General features: G+C 61.5%; 21 protein-coding genes, 1 pseudogene and 2 riboswitches. Of the genes and pseudogenes, 15 read left to right on the top strand and 7 right to left on the bottom strand.

Going from position 1 to position 19,937, the window contains the following annotated elements:
* The first annotated feature begins 162 nt into the window (after positions 1 to 162).
* Entirely contained in the window at positions 163 to 696 is a 534-nt protein-coding gene (locus tag ACMI1Q_RS02965; protein WP_419502754.1) for a helix-turn-helix domain-containing protein, read from the top strand.
* Between the two features lie 206 nt (positions 697 to 902).
* Here the strand turns inward: ACMI1Q_RS02965 and guaA (ACMI1Q_RS02960) are convergent, their stop codons facing one another.
* The gene (gene guaA / locus ACMI1Q_RS02960; protein WP_419502756.1) at positions 903 to 1,856 is read right to left on the bottom strand and encodes a glutamine-hydrolyzing GMP synthase; all 954 of its coding nucleotides are present in this window, start codon (positions 1,854 to 1,856) and stop codon (positions 903 to 905) included.
* 152 nt (positions 1,857 to 2,008) lie between these two features.
* Complete coding sequence (locus ACMI1Q_RS02955; protein WP_419502753.1) at positions 2,009 to 3,094, bottom strand: MFS transporter; 1,086 nt, start codon at positions 3,092 to 3,094, stop codon at positions 2,009 to 2,011.
* A gap of 522 nt (positions 3,095 to 3,616) precedes the next feature.
* Here ACMI1Q_RS02955 and ACMI1Q_RS02950 point away from each other — a divergent pair.
* Together ACMI1Q_RS02950 and ACMI1Q_RS02945 are read left to right on the top strand one after the other, a co-directional pair.
* Positions 3,617 to 4,099: pseudogene (locus ACMI1Q_RS02950) on the top strand (GrpB family protein); the annotation flags it as partial.
* Entirely contained in the window at positions 4,100 to 4,513 is a 414-nt protein-coding gene (locus ACMI1Q_RS02945; protein WP_417026709.1) for a cytidine deaminase family protein, read from the top strand.
* Between the two features lie 176 nt (positions 4,514 to 4,689).
* Here ACMI1Q_RS02945 and ACMI1Q_RS02940 read toward each other — a convergent pair whose 3' ends face one another.
* The 4 genes from ACMI1Q_RS02940 to ACMI1Q_RS02925 form a co-directional block, all read right to left on the bottom strand.
* Positions 4,690 to 5,109, bottom strand: a complete 420-nt coding sequence (locus ACMI1Q_RS02940; RefSeq protein WP_419502752.1) for a hypothetical protein — start codon at positions 5,107 to 5,109, stop codon at positions 4,690 to 4,692.
* A complete protein-coding gene (locus tag ACMI1Q_RS02935) occupies positions 5,096 to 5,326 on the bottom strand; it encodes a helix-turn-helix transcriptional regulator (protein WP_417026705.1) in 231 nt (76 codons plus the stop codon). The genes ACMI1Q_RS02940 and ACMI1Q_RS02935 overlap by 14 nt, the downstream gene beginning before the upstream one ends.
* A 269-nt stretch (positions 5,327 to 5,595) precedes the next feature.
* On the bottom strand, positions 5,596 to 7,137 hold the full coding sequence (gene guaA / locus ACMI1Q_RS02930) for a glutamine-hydrolyzing GMP synthase (RefSeq protein WP_419502751.1): 1,542 nt from the start codon (positions 7,135 to 7,137) through the stop codon (positions 5,596 to 5,598).
* Between the two features lie 150 nt (positions 7,138 to 7,287).
* Complete coding sequence (locus ACMI1Q_RS02925; protein WP_419502750.1) at positions 7,288 to 8,364, bottom strand: mechanosensitive ion channel family protein; 1,077 nt, start codon at positions 8,362 to 8,364, stop codon at positions 7,288 to 7,290.
* 176 nt (positions 8,365 to 8,540) lie between these two features.
* Positions 8,541 to 8,660: riboswitch (FMN riboswitch) on the top strand.
* A 149-nt stretch (positions 8,661 to 8,809) separates the two neighbouring features.
* Between ACMI1Q_RS02925 and ACMI1Q_RS02920 the strand changes: the two genes are divergently transcribed.
* The gene (locus ACMI1Q_RS02920; RefSeq protein WP_419502749.1) at positions 8,810 to 9,421 is read left to right on the top strand and encodes an ECF transporter S component; all 612 of its coding nucleotides are present in this window, start codon (positions 8,810 to 8,812) and stop codon (positions 9,419 to 9,421) included.
* A gap of 46 nt (positions 9,422 to 9,467) precedes the next feature.
* Positions 9,468 to 9,562, top strand: a riboswitch (SAM riboswitch).
* A gap of 97 nt (positions 9,563 to 9,659) precedes the next feature.
* A complete protein-coding gene (gene metK, locus ACMI1Q_RS02915; RefSeq protein WP_419502748.1) occupies positions 9,660 to 10,805 on the top strand; it encodes a methionine adenosyltransferase in 1,146 nt (381 codons plus the stop codon).
* A gap of 97 nt (positions 10,806 to 10,902) precedes the next feature.
* Here the strand turns inward: metK and rpmB are convergent, their stop codons facing one another.
* The gene (rpmB, locus tag ACMI1Q_RS02910) at positions 10,903 to 11,091 is read right to left on the bottom strand and encodes a 50S ribosomal protein L28 (RefSeq protein WP_177521756.1); all 189 of its coding nucleotides are present in this window, start codon (positions 11,089 to 11,091) and stop codon (positions 10,903 to 10,905) included.
* Between the two features lie 216 nt (positions 11,092 to 11,307).
* Between rpmB and ACMI1Q_RS02905 the strand changes: the two genes are divergently transcribed.
* The 10 genes from ACMI1Q_RS02905 to ACMI1Q_RS02860 all read left to right on the top strand — a co-directional run bounded on the left by ACMI1Q_RS02905 (position 11,308) and on the right by ACMI1Q_RS02860 (position 19,928).
* Positions 11,308 to 11,982 (top strand): site-2 protease family protein, encoded by a 675-nt coding sequence (locus ACMI1Q_RS02905; protein WP_177521757.1) that lies wholly within the window; start codon positions 11,308 to 11,310, stop codon positions 11,980 to 11,982.
* Between the two features lie 22 nt (positions 11,983 to 12,004).
* Complete coding sequence (locus ACMI1Q_RS02900; protein WP_419502747.1) at positions 12,005 to 12,721, top strand: segregation and condensation protein A; 717 nt, start codon at positions 12,005 to 12,007, stop codon at positions 12,719 to 12,721.
* Between the two features lie 3 nt (positions 12,722 to 12,724).
* Positions 12,725 to 13,315 carry an SMC-Scp complex subunit ScpB gene (gene scpB / locus ACMI1Q_RS02895; protein ID WP_419502746.1) on the top strand — a complete coding sequence of 197 codons (591 nt, stop codon included), beginning with the start codon at positions 12,725 to 12,727 and terminating at the stop codon, positions 13,313 to 13,315.
* Entirely contained in the window at positions 13,316 to 14,095 is a 780-nt protein-coding gene (locus ACMI1Q_RS02890; protein ID WP_419502745.1) for a hypothetical protein, read from the top strand.
* Between the two features lie 45 nt (positions 14,096 to 14,140).
* Entirely contained in the window at positions 14,141 to 14,545 is a 405-nt protein-coding gene (ytfJ, locus tag ACMI1Q_RS02885) for a GerW family sporulation protein (protein WP_330056865.1), read from the top strand.
* A 100-nt stretch (positions 14,546 to 14,645) separates the two neighbouring features.
* A complete protein-coding gene (locus tag ACMI1Q_RS02880; RefSeq protein ID WP_419502744.1) occupies positions 14,646 to 15,491 on the top strand; it encodes a pseudouridine synthase in 846 nt (281 codons plus the stop codon).
* A gap of 155 nt (positions 15,492 to 15,646) precedes the next feature.
* Positions 15,647 to 16,975, top strand: coding sequence for a carboxyl transferase domain-containing protein (locus tag ACMI1Q_RS02875; RefSeq protein WP_419502743.1), 1,329 nt, complete (start codon positions 15,647 to 15,649; stop codon positions 16,973 to 16,975).
* A gap of 48 nt (positions 16,976 to 17,023) precedes the next feature.
* Positions 17,024 to 17,389, top strand: a complete 366-nt coding sequence (locus tag ACMI1Q_RS02870) for a biotin/lipoyl-containing protein (protein WP_177521582.1) — start codon at positions 17,024 to 17,026, stop codon at positions 17,387 to 17,389.
* A gap of 19 nt (positions 17,390 to 17,408) precedes the next feature.
* Positions 17,409 to 18,809: an oxaloacetate decarboxylase subunit alpha gene (locus tag ACMI1Q_RS02865; protein ID WP_419502742.1), complete on the top strand. Its 1,401-nt coding sequence runs from the start codon at positions 17,409 to 17,411 to the stop codon at positions 18,807 to 18,809.
* 240 nt (positions 18,810 to 19,049) lie between these two features.
* Complete coding sequence (locus ACMI1Q_RS02860) at positions 19,050 to 19,928, top strand: YicC/YloC family endoribonuclease (protein ID WP_419502741.1); 879 nt, start codon at positions 19,050 to 19,052, stop codon at positions 19,926 to 19,928.
* Positions 19,929 to 19,937 lie beyond the last annotated feature (9 nt).

Here is a 19,937-nt window from a genome sequence, read left to right as displayed (position 1 = left end):
TAAGCTTATCTGCTTAGCGCTCTTATAATACTATACATATAAGCTTAGTTCAAGCCTTTTAGAAGAAATATTATTAAATAAATTTGTTTAGATTTCTCTTGACTATCCTAAGCATTTCTGCTATGCTAAAATTATCAAGAATCCAGATTGGAGTTGGCCGTTATGGCGATTGGAGAACGCATTCACTTTTTCCGCACTCTGCGGGGCATGACACAGAAATATCTCGGTATGGCGCTGGGCTTCCCAGAGAAGTCCGCCGATGTGCGCCTTGCTCAATACGAGAACGGGTCGCGGACGCCCAAAGCAGACCTGACTGCTGCGCTGGCACAGATATTGGATGTTTCTCCTCATGCCCTGGCTGTGCCAGACATCGACTCCTATGTGGGTCTTATGCACACGCTGTTCACGCTTGAGGATCGCTACGGACTGAAAATCTGCGAGTGTGATGGAGAAGTACATCTTCGGGTGGATGTGTTCCAGGGAAAAGAAGCGGCCCGGTTCCATGAGATGATCTGCGCCTGGGGAGAACAGGCGGCCAAGCTGAAGTCGGGAGAGATCAGCAAAGAGGACTACGACCGCTGGCGTTACCGCTACCCGGAGTTTGATACCACAGGCCATTGGCATAAGGTTATCCCTTCTCAGGGCCTCAGCGATATGCTGGTAGAGGAACTGAACAAGGACAAGAAAGGAAAATAAAAAAGGTCTAACCGACTTGCAAAAATCGGTTAGACCTTTTCTCTTGGATAAGTTTTTAATCTGCACCTGCAAACCGCCCGTTACCTGCCAAAAAATCAGCAAGTATGGATTCGACGAGTGCTATCAATCTGCTATCAAATGGGGAATTTGAAAATCAAAAGCCCAGTGTTTATGCGCCTTTGCGGGCCCTCATATCCACTTTTTGCTTATTCCCACTCGATGGTGCCGGTGGGCTTCGGCGTCAGGTCGAAGCAGACGCGGTTCACGCCGGGCACCTCAGCGGTGATGCGCTGGGTGATCTTCTGCAGCAGGGCGAAGGGCACGTCCTCCACGGTGGCGGTCATGGCGTCGCGGGTGTTCACCGCGCGCAGGATCACCGGCCACTCAAACGAGCGCTTGCCGTCCTTCACGCCCACCGACTTGAAATCGGGGATGACGGTGAAGTACTGCCACACCTTGCCTTCCAGGCCGTTCTTCGCAAACTCCTCCCGCAGGATGGCGTCCGACTCCCGCACCGCCTCCAGACGGTCGCGGGTGATGGCCCCCAGGCACCGCACGCCCAGGCCGGGGCCGGGGAACGGCTGGCGGTAGACCATGCCGTCCGGCAGGCCAAGCGCCTTGCCCACAACGCGCACCTCGTCCTTGAACAGCAGCTTGAGGGGCTCCACCAGCTGGAACTGGAGGTCCTCCGGCAGGCCGCCCACGTTGTGGTGGGCCTTCACGCCGTCGCTTTCCAGGATGTCCGGGTAGATCGTGCCCTGCGCCAGGAACTCGATGCCCTCCAGCTTCCTCGCTTCCTCCTCAAACACGCGGATGAACTCGGCGCCGATGATTTTCCGCTTCTGCTCGGGCTCGGCCACACCCTCCAGCTTGTTCAAGAAACGGTCGATGGCGTCCACATACACCAGGTTGGCGTCCATCTGGTTGCGGAACACCTCCACCACCTGTTCCGGCTCGCCTTTGCGCAGCAGGCCGTGGTTCACATGGACGCACACCAGCTGCTTGCCGATCGCCTTGATGAGCAGCGCGGCCACCACCGAGGAGTCCACGCCGCCCGACAGGGCCAGCAGCACCTTTTTGTCGCCCACCTGCTCCTGGATCTCACGCACCTGCTCCTCAATAAAGGCCGCTGCCAGTTCCGCCGTTGTGATACGAGCCATGTCGTCGGGACGTTTGATGTTCTCCACTGTTGTATCTCCTTTTCTGTAAATTCGATGCTCCGTGCCGTGCCTTGTGCGCCTTTCGGCCCGCAGGCCGCCTTTTCCCTTTCACTATACCACAGGAACCGACTATATTCAACGCCATTCCCGCCTCACAGCGCGCCGAAAAGCGCCCCCATCAGCGGGGCCGCCGCCAGCATCACCAGCGAGAAGGTGAGGGAGGACACCGACACCAGTGTCGCCCGCTGGGCCGAGGGCACCATCCCGTTCAGCACCACGTCGCTGCGCACGTCCAGCAGGTCGTCCAGCATGCCGGCCAGAAAGCCCCCGGCAAAGGCGGCGGGCAGGGAAGGGGCGGCGGCCAGCATCGCGCCGGCAAACACCCCGCCCGCGCACAAAAGCGCCAGTGAGCGAAAGCCAAGGCCTTCGGCAAACCTTGCGGCCTGGGCGCCCAGCGTGCCGCTCAAAGACAGGACGAACAGCGCGGGCCCCAGCCACCCGGCGGGCAGGCCCAGGGTGGGCAGCCGCGCCTGCAGCAGATAGAGCAGCATGGTGGCCACGGCGCCCACAGCGGCGTTGCAGAGCATCAGCCGCAGCACCTTCGGGCTGTGGAGGATGAAGGCGGCGCTCTCCCGCACTGCGCGGCGGATGCGCACGGCGGCGGAACCGGCGATGACTTCCCGTTCCGGCTCCCGCAGCGCCAGCGCCGGAAGAAGGCCCGCCAGCGCCAGGGCAAGGTCCACGCCGTAGGCCGCCCGCGGGCCCAGCCACAGCGCGAACCCGGCGCACAGGGTGGCCAGCGCCGAGCCCACCCGCCACAGCGTCAGGTCGTTGACGGCGAACTGCTGATAAGCCTCCTCCCGGCCGCACATCTTCAGGCTTTCATAAGCCAGCGCCTCCCGGGAGCCGGAGGCGAAGTTGTAGCCCAGGGCGCTCAGCGCCATGGCGAGGCAGACGCCGGCCATGGAGCGGGAAAGCAGCATGGCGGCGCTGGCCGCCGCGAACATGCACTGGCTGGCCACCATCGACCGCTTGCGGCCGGACACGTCGGCAATGACCCCGGAGGGCACTTCGAACAAGAAGCTGACGAAATGGAACACGCCCTCCGCGAAGCCGATTTCAGTCAGGGAAAATCCCCGCGCCGCCAGCAGCGCCACCCAGGACGCGCCGGCGATCTGCAGGCTGCTGATGGCCGTGACGGCGTACAGCCTGCGAAGCTGCTGTTTGATTTTGAACATAAAAAATCTCCTTTCCTCACAGTGGTCTGCAAGCAAAAGGAGACAGGGCGCAAATCTTAAAAAGCCAGGCAAAACAGCGTCAAGAAGCGGCCTCGGCCTTCAAAAAGGGCGCACTATCCCCTTTGAAGGCAAAAACAGTGCCTTTTCTCAGCTGGACGTTGGGGAATTTCCAGAACATCCGTGCGCCCTCCTTTCCTGATTACTGCGCAAAATTGTAGCACGCCCCACCGCCCGGTGTCAAGGGGGCAGGCGGGCGCGCCGCCGGCATAAATGACCGCCCGCCCCGTGTATCCGCGGGGCAGGGAGCGGCTGAAAACAGGCTGTTTCCATGCTCTCGGAATTACGGTAGAATAGACGCAACGGAGCGATAATTTACGGAGGGGATATTGTACATTGGATAGTAAAAGGATAAAGGAAATGCTGTTTGCGCCAGGTGCGGATTTGCGCGGTATCGCAAGTAAGGCAGGAAAGCCCTAAAACGGCTTCCCGCCCATTTCGATTTTGAGAGAGGAGCGATTTATTATGCCGCAGCATGTAACCGTTGTAAATTATGACCCGGAATGGCCGTCAAACTATGCGCGGGAGCGGGGCTGCATTGCCGAAATACTGAAAGACAACTGCATTTCCATCTACCATATTGGAAGTACATCTGTTCCGGGCCTGCCCGCCAAATCGGTTATCGATATTATGGCAGTCGTTAGAAGCCTTGAGGAAGTAGACAGAGCTGCGGAAAAGTTTTCCGCCATCGGTTATGAATCTCTCGGTGAATTTGGAATAGCGGGCAGGCGTTATCTTCGCAAAGGCGGGGATGAACGAACCCATCAAATTCATATTTTTCAGGCGGACGATTGGAACAATATCGGGCGGCACCTCGCGTTCCGGGACTATATGCGTGACCATGAAAAAGAGCGGGACGAATACGCAAAAATCAAAAAAGACCTTGCACAAGAGTTTCCTTATGATATAGATGGATATTGTGATGGAAAAGAGAGTTTTGTTCGTGAGATGGAAGAACGTGCGCTTGCTCAATACGATGGGGCGTGGGATAAATTGTATATTGCCGCGCGGAAGGTACAGTATGAAAGAAAACTCTCTCCAGCGATGGAGGCTGGGAGTGTTTCTGCCGCGGTTCTTTCAGCAAAAGGGAACATTTATACCGGCGTTTGCATTGATACAGCTTGTTCATTGGGAATGTGTGCGGAAAGAAATGCGATTGCAAATATGATAACAAACGGGGAAAGCCAAATCATAAAAATAGCCGCTGTCATGCCGGATGGAAAAGCAGGCATGCCGTGTGGAGCCTGCCGGGAATTTATGATGCAGCTGGATAAAGCGGCTGGAGAAATAGAAGTCCTGCGCGACTATGAAACAAAACAGGTGGCGAAGCTGAAAAACCTGATTCCCGATTGGTGGAAGTAAGCCCGCAAGCCGAAGCGCAGGGCGAGGGACGGGGGCTTTCACATACGCCCTGCCCGCGGCAACGGCGGCAGGGCGTATAACGCACTGCCGCCGTCGCCGCAGGCAGCGCAGGATAACATGGGCCGAGGCCTCATCAAAAAAAGGCCCCGGCGGCTGTTTCATATCACAATTCCCTCCTAATTTTTAGATTCGTAATACATAAAAGTGAAAATTTCAGCAAACAATGAAATGGCAAAGGCAAATGCCAATCCTACGCCCATCGCAATAAACCCTTCGTAACCAGAAACCTTCCCCATTACCAGCAAAGCAAGCATAAGCGCGAACGATATGATCTGCGTAAGCCGGAAAGACTTGCTTTTGGATTTCAGCGCAATCAGGCGGTTCCTTTCGTCCAGTTCTTCCAGCTTATCCTCCTTGGCCATCCGCTGCGATATGCTTCGCATGATTGAACCAAATCCCAGAACAAATAACGCCGCTATCAGGATGATGGAATTCATATCAAAGTCCTGCCGCATCATGCTTGTTATCAGATTCAGCAAGCCCAATGCCACCATGAAAACACCTGAAGCAAATACCTTTTTGTTATAAATCTTCATATTGCTTATCCTCCCATTCTTTGTTTTCTTTTAAGCAACATAAATCCTCAACCGTCACACCAAATACCTGCGCCATTCTGTAAGCAAGCATAAGAGACGGGCTGTATTGTTCCTTTTCGATCGAGATGATTGTTCTTGACGAAACATGAACCAGATCAGCCAACTGCTGCTGTGTCATTTTCGCCGCGGTTCTTAATTCCTTTACCCTGGTTTTCATGCACTCTCTCCCATAAACATGAAGCTCGCTTCTTGTGAAGGTAACTTCATGTTATCATACAAATATAGCATTGTCAACTAAAATGTGAAGTTGACTTCACATCGTTTTGCATAGCAAAACCCCGCCGAACAGTCAATGGTAAAATGAACGGCTGTGCGCCGTCCTTGGCTGCCTGACAGGGCTTTGCTTTCTTCTCTCGATACGACTTTGCAAAAGGCGCTTGCGGCCTCAAAAAAGGCTTGAAATCAAGGCTTTTTGAGGTTCCTGCATCACTCGAACTCCACCGTTGCGGGGGGCTTGCCGGTGCAGTCGTAGAGCACGCGGTTCACGTGGGGCACCTCGTTCACGATGCGGCTGGTGGCCCTGGCCAGCACCTCCCAGGGCAGGGGGGCCGCCTCGGCGGTCATGAAGTCGGCGGTGGCAACGGCCCGCAGGGCGACGGCGTAGTCGTAGGTGCGCTCGTCGCCCATCACGCCCACGCTGCGCATGTTGGTCAGCGCCGCGAAGAACTGGCCCAGGCCCTTGTGAGCGCCCGCGGCCTCCACTTCCTCGCGGTAGATGGCGTCCGCCTGCTGCACGATCTTCACCTTCTCGGGGGTCACCGCGCCGATGATGCGCACGGCAAGGCCGGGGCCGGGGAAGGGCTGGCGGCTCACCAGATACTCAGGGATGCCCAGCTCGCGGCCGGCCTGACGCACCTCGTCCTTGAACAGGTCGCGCAGGGGCTCCACGATCTCCTTGAAGTCCACATAGTCGGGCAGGCCGCCCACATTGTGGTGGCTCTTGATGACCGCGCTCTCGCCGCCAAGGCCGCTCTCCACCACGTCGGGGTAGATGGTGCCCTGCACCAGGAAGTCCACGGTGCCGATCTTCTTGGCCTCTTCCTCAAAGACGCGGATGAACTCCTCGCCGATGATCTTGCGCTTCTTCTCCGGCTCTTCCACGCCGGCCAGCTTGTCGTAGAAGCGCTGCTGGGCGTTCACGCGGATGAAGTTCAGGTCATAGGGGCCTTCGGGGCCGAACACGGACTCCACCTGATCGCCCTCGTCCTGGCGCAGCAGGCCGTGGTCCACGAACACGCAGGTCAGCTGCTTGCCCACCGCCTTGGCCAGCATGACGGCGGCAACGGAGGAGTCCACGCCGCCGGACAGAGCGCACAGCACCTTGCCGCTGCCGATCTTGGCCCGCAGGGCGGCTACGGTGTCCTCCACGAAGGAGTCCATCTTCCAGTCGCTGCCGCAGCCGCAGACGTTGTGCACGAAGTTGGAGAGCATCAGCGCGCCCTGCTGGGTGTGCAGCACTTCCGGGTGGAACTGCACCAGATACAGGCCACGCGCAGCGTCCTCGGCGGCGGCCACGGGGCAGCTGTCGGTGTGGGCGGTGATGACAAAGCCCGGCGCGGGGGTCTCGATGTAGTCGTTGTGGCTCATCCAGCAGATGGTGCTCTCGCTCACGCCCTTGAACAGCTTGGAGGAGGTGTTCACGAACACCTCGGTCTTGCCGTATTCCCGCTCGGCGGCGCGGCTCACCTTGCCGCCCAGCACATGGCTCATCAGCTGCGCGCCGTAGCAGATGCCCAGCACGGGGATGCCCATCTCGAACAGTTCCTTGCCGATGGTGGGGGAGTCCGGCAGATACACGCTGTTGGGCCCGCCGGTGAGGATGATGCCCGCGGGCTTTTTCTCCCGCACGGCCTCAAAGGCCTTTTTGTAGGATACGATCTCGGAATACACGCAGCTTTCGCGCACGCGGCGGGCGATCAGCTGATTGTACTGACCGCCGAAGTCCACCACTAAGATGGTCTGCGCCATGGATTGCCCCTCCTTATGATAGTGAATGTGCACAATGAAATATGGCTTATTATAGCACAATCAGACAAGGGAGAAAAGCGCCGCGCCGCAGTTTTTTGCCCTCAAATGCAAAAAAATCTCCCCGGCCGGGGGCCGGGGAGGGGGATAGGATCACTTTTCGCGGTAGATGCTCATGCTGGGGAAGGCAAATTCGCAGCCGGCCTGCTCCATCAGGCCCATCAGCGCCAGATTCACCTCTTCCTGAACTTTCAGGAAATCGGCCAGCGCGCCGGTCTTGGCGTAGTACTGCACCAGGATGTTCAGGCTGGAATCGCCGAAGCCGGTGAACTGAACCCGCACGCTGTCCTCCCACACGTCCTCCCGGGTGGTGAGCATGGCGCGGATGGATTCCATCAGCGTTTCCAGCTGGGCGCGGGAGGCGCTGTAGGTCACGCCCAGGGTGAACTTTGCCAGCCGCTTGCTGATGCGGCTGTAGTTGGTGAGCGCCTCGTTCACCAGCACGCTGTTGGGGATCACCAGCTGGGCGTTCTCCAGCGTACGGATGCGGGTGGAGCGGAAGGCGATGTCCTCCACTTCGCCCTCGCCCACGGTGGTCTTGATCCAGTCGCCCAGGGCAAAAGGCTTTTCAAACAGGATCATCACGCCGCCCATGAAGTTGGTGGCGTAGTCCTTGGCGGCAAGGCCCAGGGTCAGGCTGACCACACCGAGGCTGGCGATGAGGCTGGCCACAGGCACGCCCACCTCTTCCAGCACCATCAGCACCGCGAAGGTGATGACCACGCCTTTCAGCAGGCGGTTGATGAAGTTGGTCACGGTGGGGTCCATTTCGATGGAAAGCCCGCCCTGCACCCGCTGCATCATCAGCGGGCCGATGTCGCTGGCGCCCACAAGGCCCCAGGCCAGCATGGCGATGAGGTTGATGTTCAGCAGCTTGTCGAACCAGGGGCGAAGGGCGGCGCTGTACTGCGGGGGCAGGGGCAGCGCCAGCAGCGCGAAATACAGGCCGATGGACCACACCAGCACGGGCAGGGGCTTCGCAAAGCCGCGCACAAAGATGAACAGCACTTTTTTGATGCGCTTTTCGGATTTTGCCACCAGCCAGGGGCACACTTTATAGCGCACCACGCGGCTGACGATATAGCACGCGGCAAACAGCCCGACACAAATGGCCAGCTGCATCAGCGAGCCGGGGTTTTCGGCGTAATAAGTCGTAAATACGTCCAGCATCTGCAACATCCTTTTCAGTTGGAATGGGGAAAGGCCGAGCATATTATACCACGCTTCCTGCCGGTTTGGCAAAGTGTGTCGAGGCGCGCGCCACAGCACAAAAATATGCTCAGTGTGCGGAAAATTTGCCCGCACCGCTTGCAAAACACGAAAGGCGCGCTATAATGATAGCAGAAAGTCTGTTTCAGGGCGGGGTGAGATTCCCCACCGGCGGTAAAGCCCGCGACCACCCTTTCGGGTGCTGATCCGGTGAGATTCCGGAGCCGACGGTAAAGTCCGGATGAAAGAAACGGAAGCTGCTCCAATGCTTTTGATTCGCCCTGCTGTATATCGGCAGGGCGTTTTTGTTTGCGCGGGGCGCATCTCCCGGTTCCAACTGTTGCCGGCTTTCGAAAAAATTTTTTGAAAGGCCGGCTTTTTCTCTGCCGGCCGGGAGGGAATCACTATGGAAACCAAAGCAAAAACTCGTCCCATCCGCCTGCGCGCCCTCGTGGTCACCGCCATGCTGAGCGCCGTGGGCTGTGTGCTCATGATGCTGGACTTCCCGCTGCCCATGCTCATCCCCAGCTTCGTCAAGATGGACGTCTCCGAGCTGCCGGCGCTGCTGGCGGCCTTCAGCATGGGGCCCGTCTCCGGCATCGTGGTATGCCTGATGAAGAATATCCTGGCCGCCATCTTCCACGGCTCCACCCTGGGCATCGGCGAGGTGTGCAACTTCTTGATGGGCGCGGTGTTCACCGGTGTGGCCGGCCTCATCTATAAGCACAGCAAGACCCGCAAGATGGCGGTCATCGCCGCTTTGGTTGGCGCTGTGGCCATGGCCGTGGCCAGTGTGCCCATTAACTTCTTCTTCAGCTACCCGGTCTACGCCACCATGTTCGGCGGCATGGAGGCCATCATCGCCGCCTACCAGGCCATCAACCCCAATGTGGAGGGCCTGCTGAGCTGCCTCATCATCTTCAACATGCCCTTCACCCTGGCCAAGGGCCTCATCGACGCGCTGCTGTGCTTCCTTATCTACAAGCCCCTCAGCCCCATCCTGCACGGCCGCCATTGACAAGGCCCGGCGGGTGTGTTATACTCACCCTTGCAAATTGAATAGCAACTTATCAAGAGCGGCGGAGGGAACAGGCCCTGTGAAGCCCGGCAACCTGCATTCGTAAGGTGCCAAATCCTGCGGGAAACCGAAAGATAAGCGTTCAAACGCTCAGGAGCTTTTCGGCCCCTGAGCGTTTTTTGTTTCCGACGGGTTGCTTTCCAATTCAAGCAAAAACAAAAAAGGAGAGTGACCCCAAATGGCAAAACGTTTCTTTACTTCCGAATCCGTCACCGAAGGCCATCCCGACAAGATCTGCGACCAGATCAGCGACGCGGTGCTGGACGCCATCCTCGCCGAGGACCCCGGCGCACGGGTGGCCTGCGAGACCACCTGCTCCACCGGCCTTGTGCATGTGATGGGCGAGATCACCACCAGCTGCTATGTGGACATCCAGTCCATCGCCCGCCAGGTCATCCGGGACATCGGCTACACTCGCGCAAAATACGGCTTTGACGCCGACACCTGCGCCGTGCTCACCAACATCGACGAGCAGAGCCCGGACATCGCCCTGGGCACCAACGACGAGGTGGGCGGCGCGGGGGACCAGGGCATGATGTTCGGCTACGCCTGCGACGAGACCGCGGAGCTGATGCCCCTGCCCATCAGCCTGGCCCACAAGCTGGCCCTGCGCCTCACTGAAGTGCGCAAGAGCGGCCTTCTGCCCTATCTGCGGCCGGACGGCAAGAGCCAGGTCACCGTGGAGTACGACGGCGACGCCCCCGTGCGGGTGGACGCGGTGGTCATCTCCAGCCAGCACAGCCCCGAGGTGGAGATGGACGCTTTGCGCAGGGACGTGATGGAGCAGGTCATCGCCCCGGTCATCCCGGCGCACCTGCTGGACGAAAACACCAAGTATTTTATCAACCCCACCGGGCGCTTTGTGGTGGGCGGGCCCCAGGGCGACTCCGGCCTCACCGGCCGCAAGATCATCGTGGACACCTACGGCGGCTATGCCCGCCACGGCGGCGGCGCGTTCAGCGGCAAGGACCCCAGCAAGGTGGACCGCAGCGCCGCCTATGCCGCCCGCTGGGTGGCAAAGAACATCGTGGCGGCAGGTCTTGCCCGCCGCTGTGAGGTGGAGCTGGCCTACGCCATCGGCGTGGCCGAGCCGGTGAGCATCCTGGTGGACACCCAGGGCACCGGCAAGGTGGCGGACGAGGTGCTGGAGGCTGCGGTGCGCCAGGTGTTCGACCTGCGCCCGGCGGCCATCATCCGGGACCTGGGGCTGCGCCGCCCCATCTACCGCCAGACCGCCGCCTACGGCCACATGGGCCGGGAGAACCTGGGCCTGCCCTGGGAAAAGTGCGACAAGGCCGAGGCGCTGAAAGCGGCCCTTGCCTGAAAATGAAAAAGCTGCCCGGAGCGCACCGCTCCGGGCAGTTCTTTTTCACGGCAACAAAAAAACCGGTCTCTTTCGAGACCGGCAGGTTGCAGGTTTATCAGATAGCGCGGGTGACCTTGCCCGAGCGCAGGCAACGGGTGCAGGCGTAGATGTACTTGGGGGAACCGTCTACGATAGCCTTAACACGCTTCACGTTGGGCTTCCAGGTCCGGTTGGAACGACGATGGGAATGGGACACCTGGATACCGAAGGAAACGCCCTTGCCACAACAATCACACTTTGCCATTTGCTGCACCTCCTCGTATTTAAGTCGCCAGAATATAATAGCAGACCCGGAGGCAAAATGCAAGCGTTTTTTAAAAATATCTGGCCAAAGAAGCGAAAAATCCCCGTTCCGCCTTGTGCCGCGCCGCCAAACAAAGTATAATAAATCCAAATGCGCCGCGTTTTGCCGCCTGACGGGCGGCGCGGCGGACCAGAATGGAAAGGCGGACTTTTTTCTATGGGTCTGATCGATAAACGAACGCTTTTGGTGTGGCTGCTGCGGGCGCTGGTCATGCTGGTGGCCATCCCCGTGCACGAGGCGGCCCACGCCCTGGTCAGCGCAAAGCTGGGCGACACCACCGCCAAGGACCGGGGCCGGCTCACCCTCAACCCCATGGCCCACTTTGACCTGCTGGGCGCTTTGTGCATGATCTTCACCGGCATCGGCTGGGCCAAGCCCGTGCCCACCTATGCCTCCCGCTTCAAGAACCCCAAGGCGGGCATGGCCCTCACCGCGGCGGCAGGCCCCGTTGCCAACCTGCTGGTGGCCTTTGTGGCGGTGCTGCTTTATAAAATATTGTATTACACCCTGCCCGCCAGCGCGGCCATCAATTTCGTGCTGCTGTTTTTGGAATACATGGCCAGCATCAACACCATGCTGGCGGTGTTCAACCTGCTGCCGGTGCCGCCCTTCGACGGCAGCCGCATCGTCACGGTGTTCCTGCCGCAGCGCACCTATTTCAAGCTGATGCAGTACGAGCGCTACATTTTTATCGCTGTGTTCCTGCTTTTGTTCCTGGGCTTTCTGGACGGGCCGCTCTACGCGCTGAACAACGTTGTGTGGGATTTCCTGATGTGGGCCACCTCCTTTGTGGACAAAGCGGTGTTCGCCCTGGCGGGCGTCAGCGTGTAAGCGGCAAAAAGAGGGGAACGCAATGGAGAGTCTTACCTTTAAACTGGAAGAGTTCGAGGGCCCGCTGGACCTTCTGCTCTATCTGGTGGGCAAAAACAAGATGGATCTGCACGAGATCGCCATCCTGGACCTGATCGACCAGTACACTGCCGTCATCAACACCCTGGCGGACCACCGGCTGGACGTGGCCAGCGAGTTCATCGAGATGGCGGCGCGTCTGGTGCAGATGAAGAGCTACCTGCTGCTGCCCCGCAGCGAGGAGGCCGAGCGCCTCAAGCAGGAACTCACCGGCCAGCTCATCGAATACAGCGCCTGCAAAGAGATCGCCGCCCGCATGGGAACCATGGCTGCCGCCACCTTCACGGCGGTGCGAAAGCCCATGGAGGTGGAGCTGGACAACACCTATCAGCTGCGCCACGACGCATCCCTTTTGCAGCAGGCGTGGTTCGGCCTGATGGGCCGCAGCCGCCGCAAGGCCGCCCCCAGCGCCGAGCGCTTTGAGCCGCTGGTCACCGCGCCCTTCGTGTCGGTGGCAAGCCGGGTGGTGCATGTGCTGCGCGGCCTCGTCACCGGCAAGGTGCGCCAGCTGCGCAGTTTGTTCTCGCCCGCGGGCAGCCGCAGCGAGACGGTGGCCACCTTTCTGGCCGTGCTGGAACTGGTGCGCGCCGGGCGCATCACCATCGCCGACGACGAGACCCTTGCCGTGCGGCGGGGCAAAACCACCCACCGGGAGGAATGACGGATGGAACTGAAAGAATGCATGGGCGCGGTGGAGGCAATGCTCTTTGCCCACGCCGAGCCGGTGAGCGCCGGACGCTTGGCCCAGGCGCTGGATATGGACGAGGACACGGTGGAGCGGGTGCTCTGGGCGCTGCAGGACGAGTATGACCGCCCTGCCCGGGGCCTGCAGCTGCTGCATCTGGAGGATAAATGGCAGCTGGCCACCAAAAACACCTGGGCCGAGCCGGTGAAAAAGATTCTGGACACCCGCCGCAACACCCCCTTGAGCCAGGCGGCGCTGGAGGTGCTGGCCATTATCGCCTACAACCAGCCGGTCTCCCGCGGCTTTGTGGAGCAGGTGCGCGGCGTGGATTCTTCCTCCACCGTGGCAAAGCTTCTGGAAAAGGGCCTCATCGAGGAGGCGGGCCGTCTGGACCTGCCGGGCCATCCCGTCAGCTTTGCCACCACCGACACCTTCCTGCGCACCTTCGGGCTGGAAAGCCTGACCCAGCTGCCGCCGCTGCACGACGACGAACTGCCGCTGGAACAGCTGGCCGCCACCGGCGAAATGCCCGAAAACACCCAGCCGCCCACGGAGGGGGCCGACGGTTAAATGGCCGCCCTGTGGCTGATCGTCCGCATCCTTTTGTGGGTGCTGGCGGTGCTGCTGGGGCTGGTGGTGCTGGCGCTGTTCGTGCCCATCACCGCCGAGCTGCGGGCGGACGAAACAGGCTTCGCGGCATGGCTGCGGGTGCTGTTCGTGCGGATAAAGCTCTATCCCCGCCCGGAAAAAGAGGAAAAGCCCCGGCCCGAAAAGCGCAAGCACGAAAAAGAGAAAACGCCCCCGCCCACGCCGAAGGAGCAGCCCGTCCCGGAGGCAGGGCCTGCCCCCGCCCGGAGCACGCGGCAGGCGGCCCCCGAAAGCGAGCCGCCCGCGAAAGAAAAGCCTGCCCAAAAGGCGGCCCCGGCTCCCGGCCCCGCCCCTGAAAAGCAGGCAAGGGCCGCGCAGGCCAAAAGCCTCTCCCTGGCGGACAAACTGCCCAAAGACCTGGACCGCACCCTGGCCCTCGTCTCCACGGCGGGGGGCGCTGTGCGCCGTTTGCTGGCGGGGCTCACGGTCCATGACGTCAACGCCTTTCTGCCGGTGCACAAGGACTCGGCGGCGGACACCGCCCTGGCGGTGGGCCGCATCTGGGCCGCGGTGGGCGCGGGCCTTGGCGCATTGCAGAACTTCATCCGCATCCGCCCCGGCCTGATCACCGTCCAGCCGGACTACACCGGCGACGAGGAGAGAAAAGCAAGTTTCTCTTGCAAGATCACCGGCTGTTTGTTTATAATGGTATCAGTGGGAATTTGGGCGTTTCGCCGCCTGAAAGAACAAAAGTTCCTCTGACCCAAAACGAAAGAAAGGGGCCCTTCGCCCCGGAAGGAGAACCACATGGCAGAACGGCAGTTGGAAGGCTTGATGAGCGTCACGCTGGAAAAGATCAAGGAGATGACCGGGTCCAACACCATCATCGGCGAACCCATCGTGGTGGATGGCGCCACCATCCTGCCGGTGTCCAAGGTGACCTTCGGCTTTGCGGGCGGCGGCTCCGACTTCGGCGCCAAGACCACCAAGGAGCTCTTCGGCGGCGGCACCGGCGCAGGCGTGTCGGTCACGCCGGTGGCTTTCCTCATCGTCAAGGACGGCAACGTGCGCACCGTGCAGCTGGCCGACCCCTCCAGCACGGTGGACCGGGCGCTGAACATGCTGCCCGAACTGGTGGATAAGCTCAGCGGCATGCTGGGCAAGAAAGAGAGCGCCGAGCCCGCGGGCGAGGCGTCCCAGGAGCAGGAGTAAAAAAGCCGGGGGTGGCTGAAACGCGGCGCACAAAGGTGCGCCGGGTTCGGCCGCTCCCTTTGTGCATCACGAGCAAAACAGGAAAGGGAAATCGATACACATGGCATTGGAACGCATTCAGAAAGTCATGGCCGAACAGGGCCTTTGCAGCCGGCGCGCTGCCGAGCAGATCATTCTGGAAGGCCGGGTCAAGATCAACGGCCACCCGGCCCGCTTGGGCGACAAGATGGACGTGAACCGCGACACGATGATGATCGACGGCGAGCGCATCCGTCTGGTCAAAAAGCAGGAGTATCACTACCTGATGCTCCACAAGCCCCGGGGCTTCGTCACCACCACCAGCGATGAGCGGGGCCGCAAAACGGTGATGGACCTGCTGGCGGACTATCCCGTGCGGGTGTTCCCGGTGGGCCGCCTGGATAAGGACAGCGAGGGCCTCTTGCTGCTCACCAACGACGGGGCCTTTGCCAACCTGATGATGCACCCCTCCCATGGGGTGAGCAAGCTCTACCGGGTCACGGTGCACCCCCGCGCGGACGAGGGCCAGGTGGTGGCCCTGAGCAAGGGCGTCACCCTGGACGACGGCACCACCACCCAGCCCGCCGTGGTGAACGTGGTGGTGGACGAGCCGGGCCGCACCGTGCTGGAAATGACCATCAAGGAGGGCAAGAACCGCCAGATCCGCCGCATGTGCGAGGCGGTGGGCCTGGAAGTGGTGCGCCTGCGCCGCAGCGCCATGGGCGCGGTGAAGCTGGGCATGCTCCAGCCCGGCCAGTACCGGAAGCTGACCAAGAGCGAGGTGGCCGCCCTGCGGGCCGCCGCCCAGAAGGGCAAGGCCCGGGCCCGCACCCAGGCCAGCCAGGAGGCCGCCGCCCGCCGCGCGGCCCGCGCCGAAGGCCCCCTCAAAGCATCTGCGGGCCGGCGCCGTCTGGCAAAGAGCGAGTGAGTTTGTCTCATTTGCCAATTTTGTTGTACTATGCTGGCGGCGGGCGAAAAGATGTTGTTATCCTTTTGTCAAAGTAGTATAATAAATCCAAATTTGTGAATAAAAAGCGAAGGCGGCAACCGCGTTTTCGTTGCAATGAAACAGGAGGGTCAATTATGGCGAAAGAAAAGCTGGGCACAGGCGAGATCTTATCGGCGTTCTTCGACGACGGCGTCTACACCCCGCTGCTGGCATCCGGCACGGTGGAGGTGGCCCACGGCTGCGCCGGCGGGCAGCCGGTGTACGCGGTGTGCCAGAACGGCGGCGCGCTCACCGTGAAGGATGTGGAAAAGCAGATCAAGGCCCTTGAGATGGCCTGCCTCACCGGCAACCCGGTGGTCACCTTCTACGACGCTGCGGGCGCGAAGCTGGACGAAGGCCTGGACGTGCTCACCGCCGCCTCCCGGCTGAACGCCGCCATCGCCAAGGCCTCCGGCGTGGTGCCTCAGGTGGCCGTTGTGGTGGGCGTCTGCGGCGCCACCGCAGCCCTGGCCGCCGCCAGCGCCGACGTGTGCATCATGGCCGAAGGGGCCGAGCTGTTCTTCACCGCCCCCTTCACCAGCGCCGCCCACGGCGACAAGCTGCCCGGCGCGGGCAGCGCTGAGTTCGCCGCCAAGGCGGGCGTTGCGGCCCTCACCGCGAAGGATGCCGCCGAGGCTGCCGCCCTGGCCGCCCGGGTAGTCACCCTGCTGCCCGGCAACAATCTGGCCGGCCCCTCCGTGTTCGAGTTCGAGGCGCCTTCCGCCGCGCCCGACTTCGCCAAATACGACGCCGAAAAGGCCGTGGCCGCCCTTGTGGACGAGGGCAGCGCCATCGAGCTGTTCAGCGCCTTCGGCAAAAACGTATACACCGCTCTCGCCACCGTGAACGGCAACGCCGTGGGCGTGGTGGCCACCAAGCCCGAGGGCCTGTGCCGCGTCTGCGTGGACAAGGCCGCCCGTCTGGTGCGCCTGTGCGACGCCTTCAGCATCCCCGTGGTGACCGTGGTCAACAGTGAGGGCTTCGTGCCCAGCGCCAGCGAGGACGAAGCCGGCGGCATCCGCGCCGCGGCCCGTCTGGCCGGTACTTACGCCGACGCCACCACCGCCAAGGTGGCCCTGCTGGCGGGCAAGGCCGTGGGCCCTGTCTACACCGCCCTGGCCAATGCCGACCTGCGGCTGGCCGTCACCGGCTGCACCGTGTCCGCTCTGGACCCGATGGCCGCCGCCCGCGTGCTGTATAAAGAGGAACTGGAGGCCAGCGACAATCTGGCCGCCGCCACCGCCGCCAAGGCCGCCCAGTACGCCGCCAATGAGTGCAGCGCCCAGGCCGCCGTGGCCGCCGGTGCCGCGGACCTCGCGGTGGACGCCGCCGGCGCCCGCGCCGCGCTGGTGAACGCGCTGGACATCCTGGCCAGCAAGCGGGCCCAGCGCCTGCCCAAGAAGCACGGCAACATGGCCCTGTGATGCAAAGAACGACACGTCATATCGACTGATATAGGAGGAACACGGACTATGAAACACTACACCATCACCGTCAACGGCACCCCGTACAATGTGACCGTGGAGGAGACCGCCGCCGGCGCTGCTCCCGCCCCTGTGGCCGCCCCCGCGCCCAAGGCTGCTCCCGCCCCCGCGCCCAAGGCCGCCGCTCCGGCTGCCGCTGGCTCCGTGGCTGTGAACGCCCCCATGCCCGGCACCATCCTGGACGTGAAAGTGGCCCCCGGCGTCGCTGTGAAGGCGGGCGACGTGCTGGTCATCCTGGAGGCCATGAAGATGGAGAACGAGATCGTGGCCCCGCAGGACGGCACCGTGGCCGCGGTGAACGTGAAGAAGGGCGACAGCGTGAACTCCGGCGACGTGCTGGCTTCGCTGAACTGAGAAACGGGAGGGGAACGAGATGGCAAAACCCGTAAAGATCACAGAAGTGGTCCTGCGCGACGCCCACCAGTCGCTGCTGGCCACCCGCATGACCATGGATGAGATGCGTCCCATCCTGCCCGCCATGGACGAAGTGGGCTACTACTCGGTGGAATGCTGGGGCGGCGCCACCTTCGACGCCTGCATCCGTTTCCTGGACGAGGACCCCTGGGACCGCCTGCGCATCCTGCGCAAGGAGATGCCCAACACCAAGCTGCAGATGCTGTTCCGCGGCCAGAACATGCTGGGCTACCGCCACTACGCCGACGACGCGGTGGAGTACTTCGTGCAGAAGTCCGTTGCCAACGGCATCGACATCCTGCGCATCTTTGACGCGCTGAACGACCCCCGCAACCTGGAGACCGCCATCAAGGCGGCCATCAAGGAAAAGGCCCATGTGCAGGGCTGCATCAGCTACACCCTCAGCCCCGTGCACAACAACGAGTACTTCGCGAACTACGCCAAGACTCTGGAAGAGATGGGCGCCCACAGCATCTGCATCAAGGACATGGCCGGCCTCTTGACCCCCACCGCCACCTATGAGCTGGTGAAGGCCCTGAAAGAGACCATCTCCATCCCTGTGGACATCCACAGCCACTACACCTCCGGCCTTGCCTCCATGTCCATCCTGAAGGGCATCGAGGCCGGCGCGGACATCGTGGACACCGCCATGAGCCCCCTGGCCCTGGGCACCAGCCACATGCCCACCGAGAGCCTTGTGGCCGCTTTGAAGGGCACCGAGTACGACACCGGCCTGGACCTCAAGAAGCTGAACGTGGTGCGCGCCCACTTCGCCAAACTCCGCGAGAAGTACATCGCCAACGGCCAGATCAGCCCCAAGATGCTGGGCGTGGACGCCAACACCCTGCTGTATCAGGTGCCCGGCGGCATGCTCTCCAACCTGCTCAAGCAGCTGAAGGATGCCGGCAAGGAGGACCAGCTGGACGCCGTTCTGCAGGAGATCCCCCGCGTGCGCGAGGACTCCGGCTATCCGCCGCTGGTCACTCCCACCAGCCAGATCGTGGGCACCCAGGCGGTGTTCAACGTCATCATGGGCGAGCGCTACAAGATGGTCACCAAGGAGTTCAAGGGCTTGGTCCACGGCGACTACGGCCGCACTCCCGCGCCCATCAGCCCCGAGTTCACCAAGAAAATCCTGGGTGACGAGGCGCCCATCACCTGCCGCCCGGCCGACCTGCTGGAGCCGGAGGTGGAGAAGATGAAGGCCGAGGCCGCCAAGTACGCCATCCAGGAGGAGGACGTGCTCACCTACGCCATGTTCCCCCAGGTGGCCCCGGGGTTCTTCGAGAAGCGCGCCGAGAAGGCCGCCGGCGTGGACGGCGACCATGTGGACTACGCTTCCAAGAGCCATCCCGTATGATTTTTTGATGCGCATATCCCCCTGTTCCGCCGGAACGGGGGGATATTTTTGTGCCGCCCTGCCCATGCTGAAAAGCGGGGGAGCGGCCGCGTGCGGGCCAGAAAATGGAAGCAAAACCTTGAAAAAGCGAGCCAAAGAGAGTAAGATAGCAATATGTATATTTTAAGATTGGGGCACTGGGCCCTCGCGGAAAAAATATACACCGAAACGCAAGACGAAATGTGAAAGAGGTTGGTTTGAATGGCCCTGAGCATGACCGGCTACGGCCGGGCCGAGGCGCTGGTGAACGGCCGTGACATCACGGTGGAGATCAAAAGCGTCAATTCCCGCTATTTCGAGTATTCCTCCCGCATCCCCCGCAGCTGCGCCTATATGGACGACAAGCTGAAAAAGCTGCTCAGCGCGGCGGTCAGCCGGGGCAAGGTTGAGCTGAGCCTGCAGATGCAGACGGTCAGCGCCCCGGACGTGACGGTGCAGGTGAACATGCCCCTGGCCAAAAGCTACGCCGCGGCGCTGGAAGCCATCCGCACCGAGACGGGCGCGGCGGGAGACGTGACCGCCGGTCTGCTGGCCCGCTTCCCCGACGTGCTGGCCGTGCGCCACGCCGACGTGGACGAGGACGCCCTCTGGCAGGACGTGGCCGGCGTGTGCGAGGCCGCGCTCAAGAACTTCATCGCCATGCGTGCGGTGGAGGGCGAGAAGCTGAAGGCCGACGTGATGGACCGCCTTGCCACCATCGAGGAGACGGTGGGCAAAATCGAAGAGGGCAGCGCCCAGCGGGTGGAAAACTACACCCAGAAGCTCTACGCCCGCCTCGAGACCATTTTGCAGGACCAGAACATCGACCAGGCGCGCATCCTCACCGAGGCCGCCATCTTTGCGGACAAGACCGCCGTGGACGAGGAGACCGTGCGCCTGCGCAGCCACATCGCCCAGTATCGGGAGATCTTGAGCACCGACGGCCCCGTGGGCCGCAAGCTGGACTTTTTGACCCAGGAGCTGAACCGGGAGACCAACACCATCGGCTCCAAGTGCCAGGACCTGGCCATCACCCGCATGGTGGTGGACACCAAGGCCGAAATCGAAAAGATCCGCGAGCAGATCCAGAACATCGAGTAAGGGGGAGAG

Source organism: Candidatus Allofournierella excrementavium, from assembly GCF_048526665.1.
GTDB lineage: Bacteria > Bacillota > Clostridia > Oscillospirales > Ruminococcaceae > Allofournierella_A > Allofournierella_A excrementavium.
This window is presented reverse-complemented; position numbering and strand designations above follow the sequence as displayed.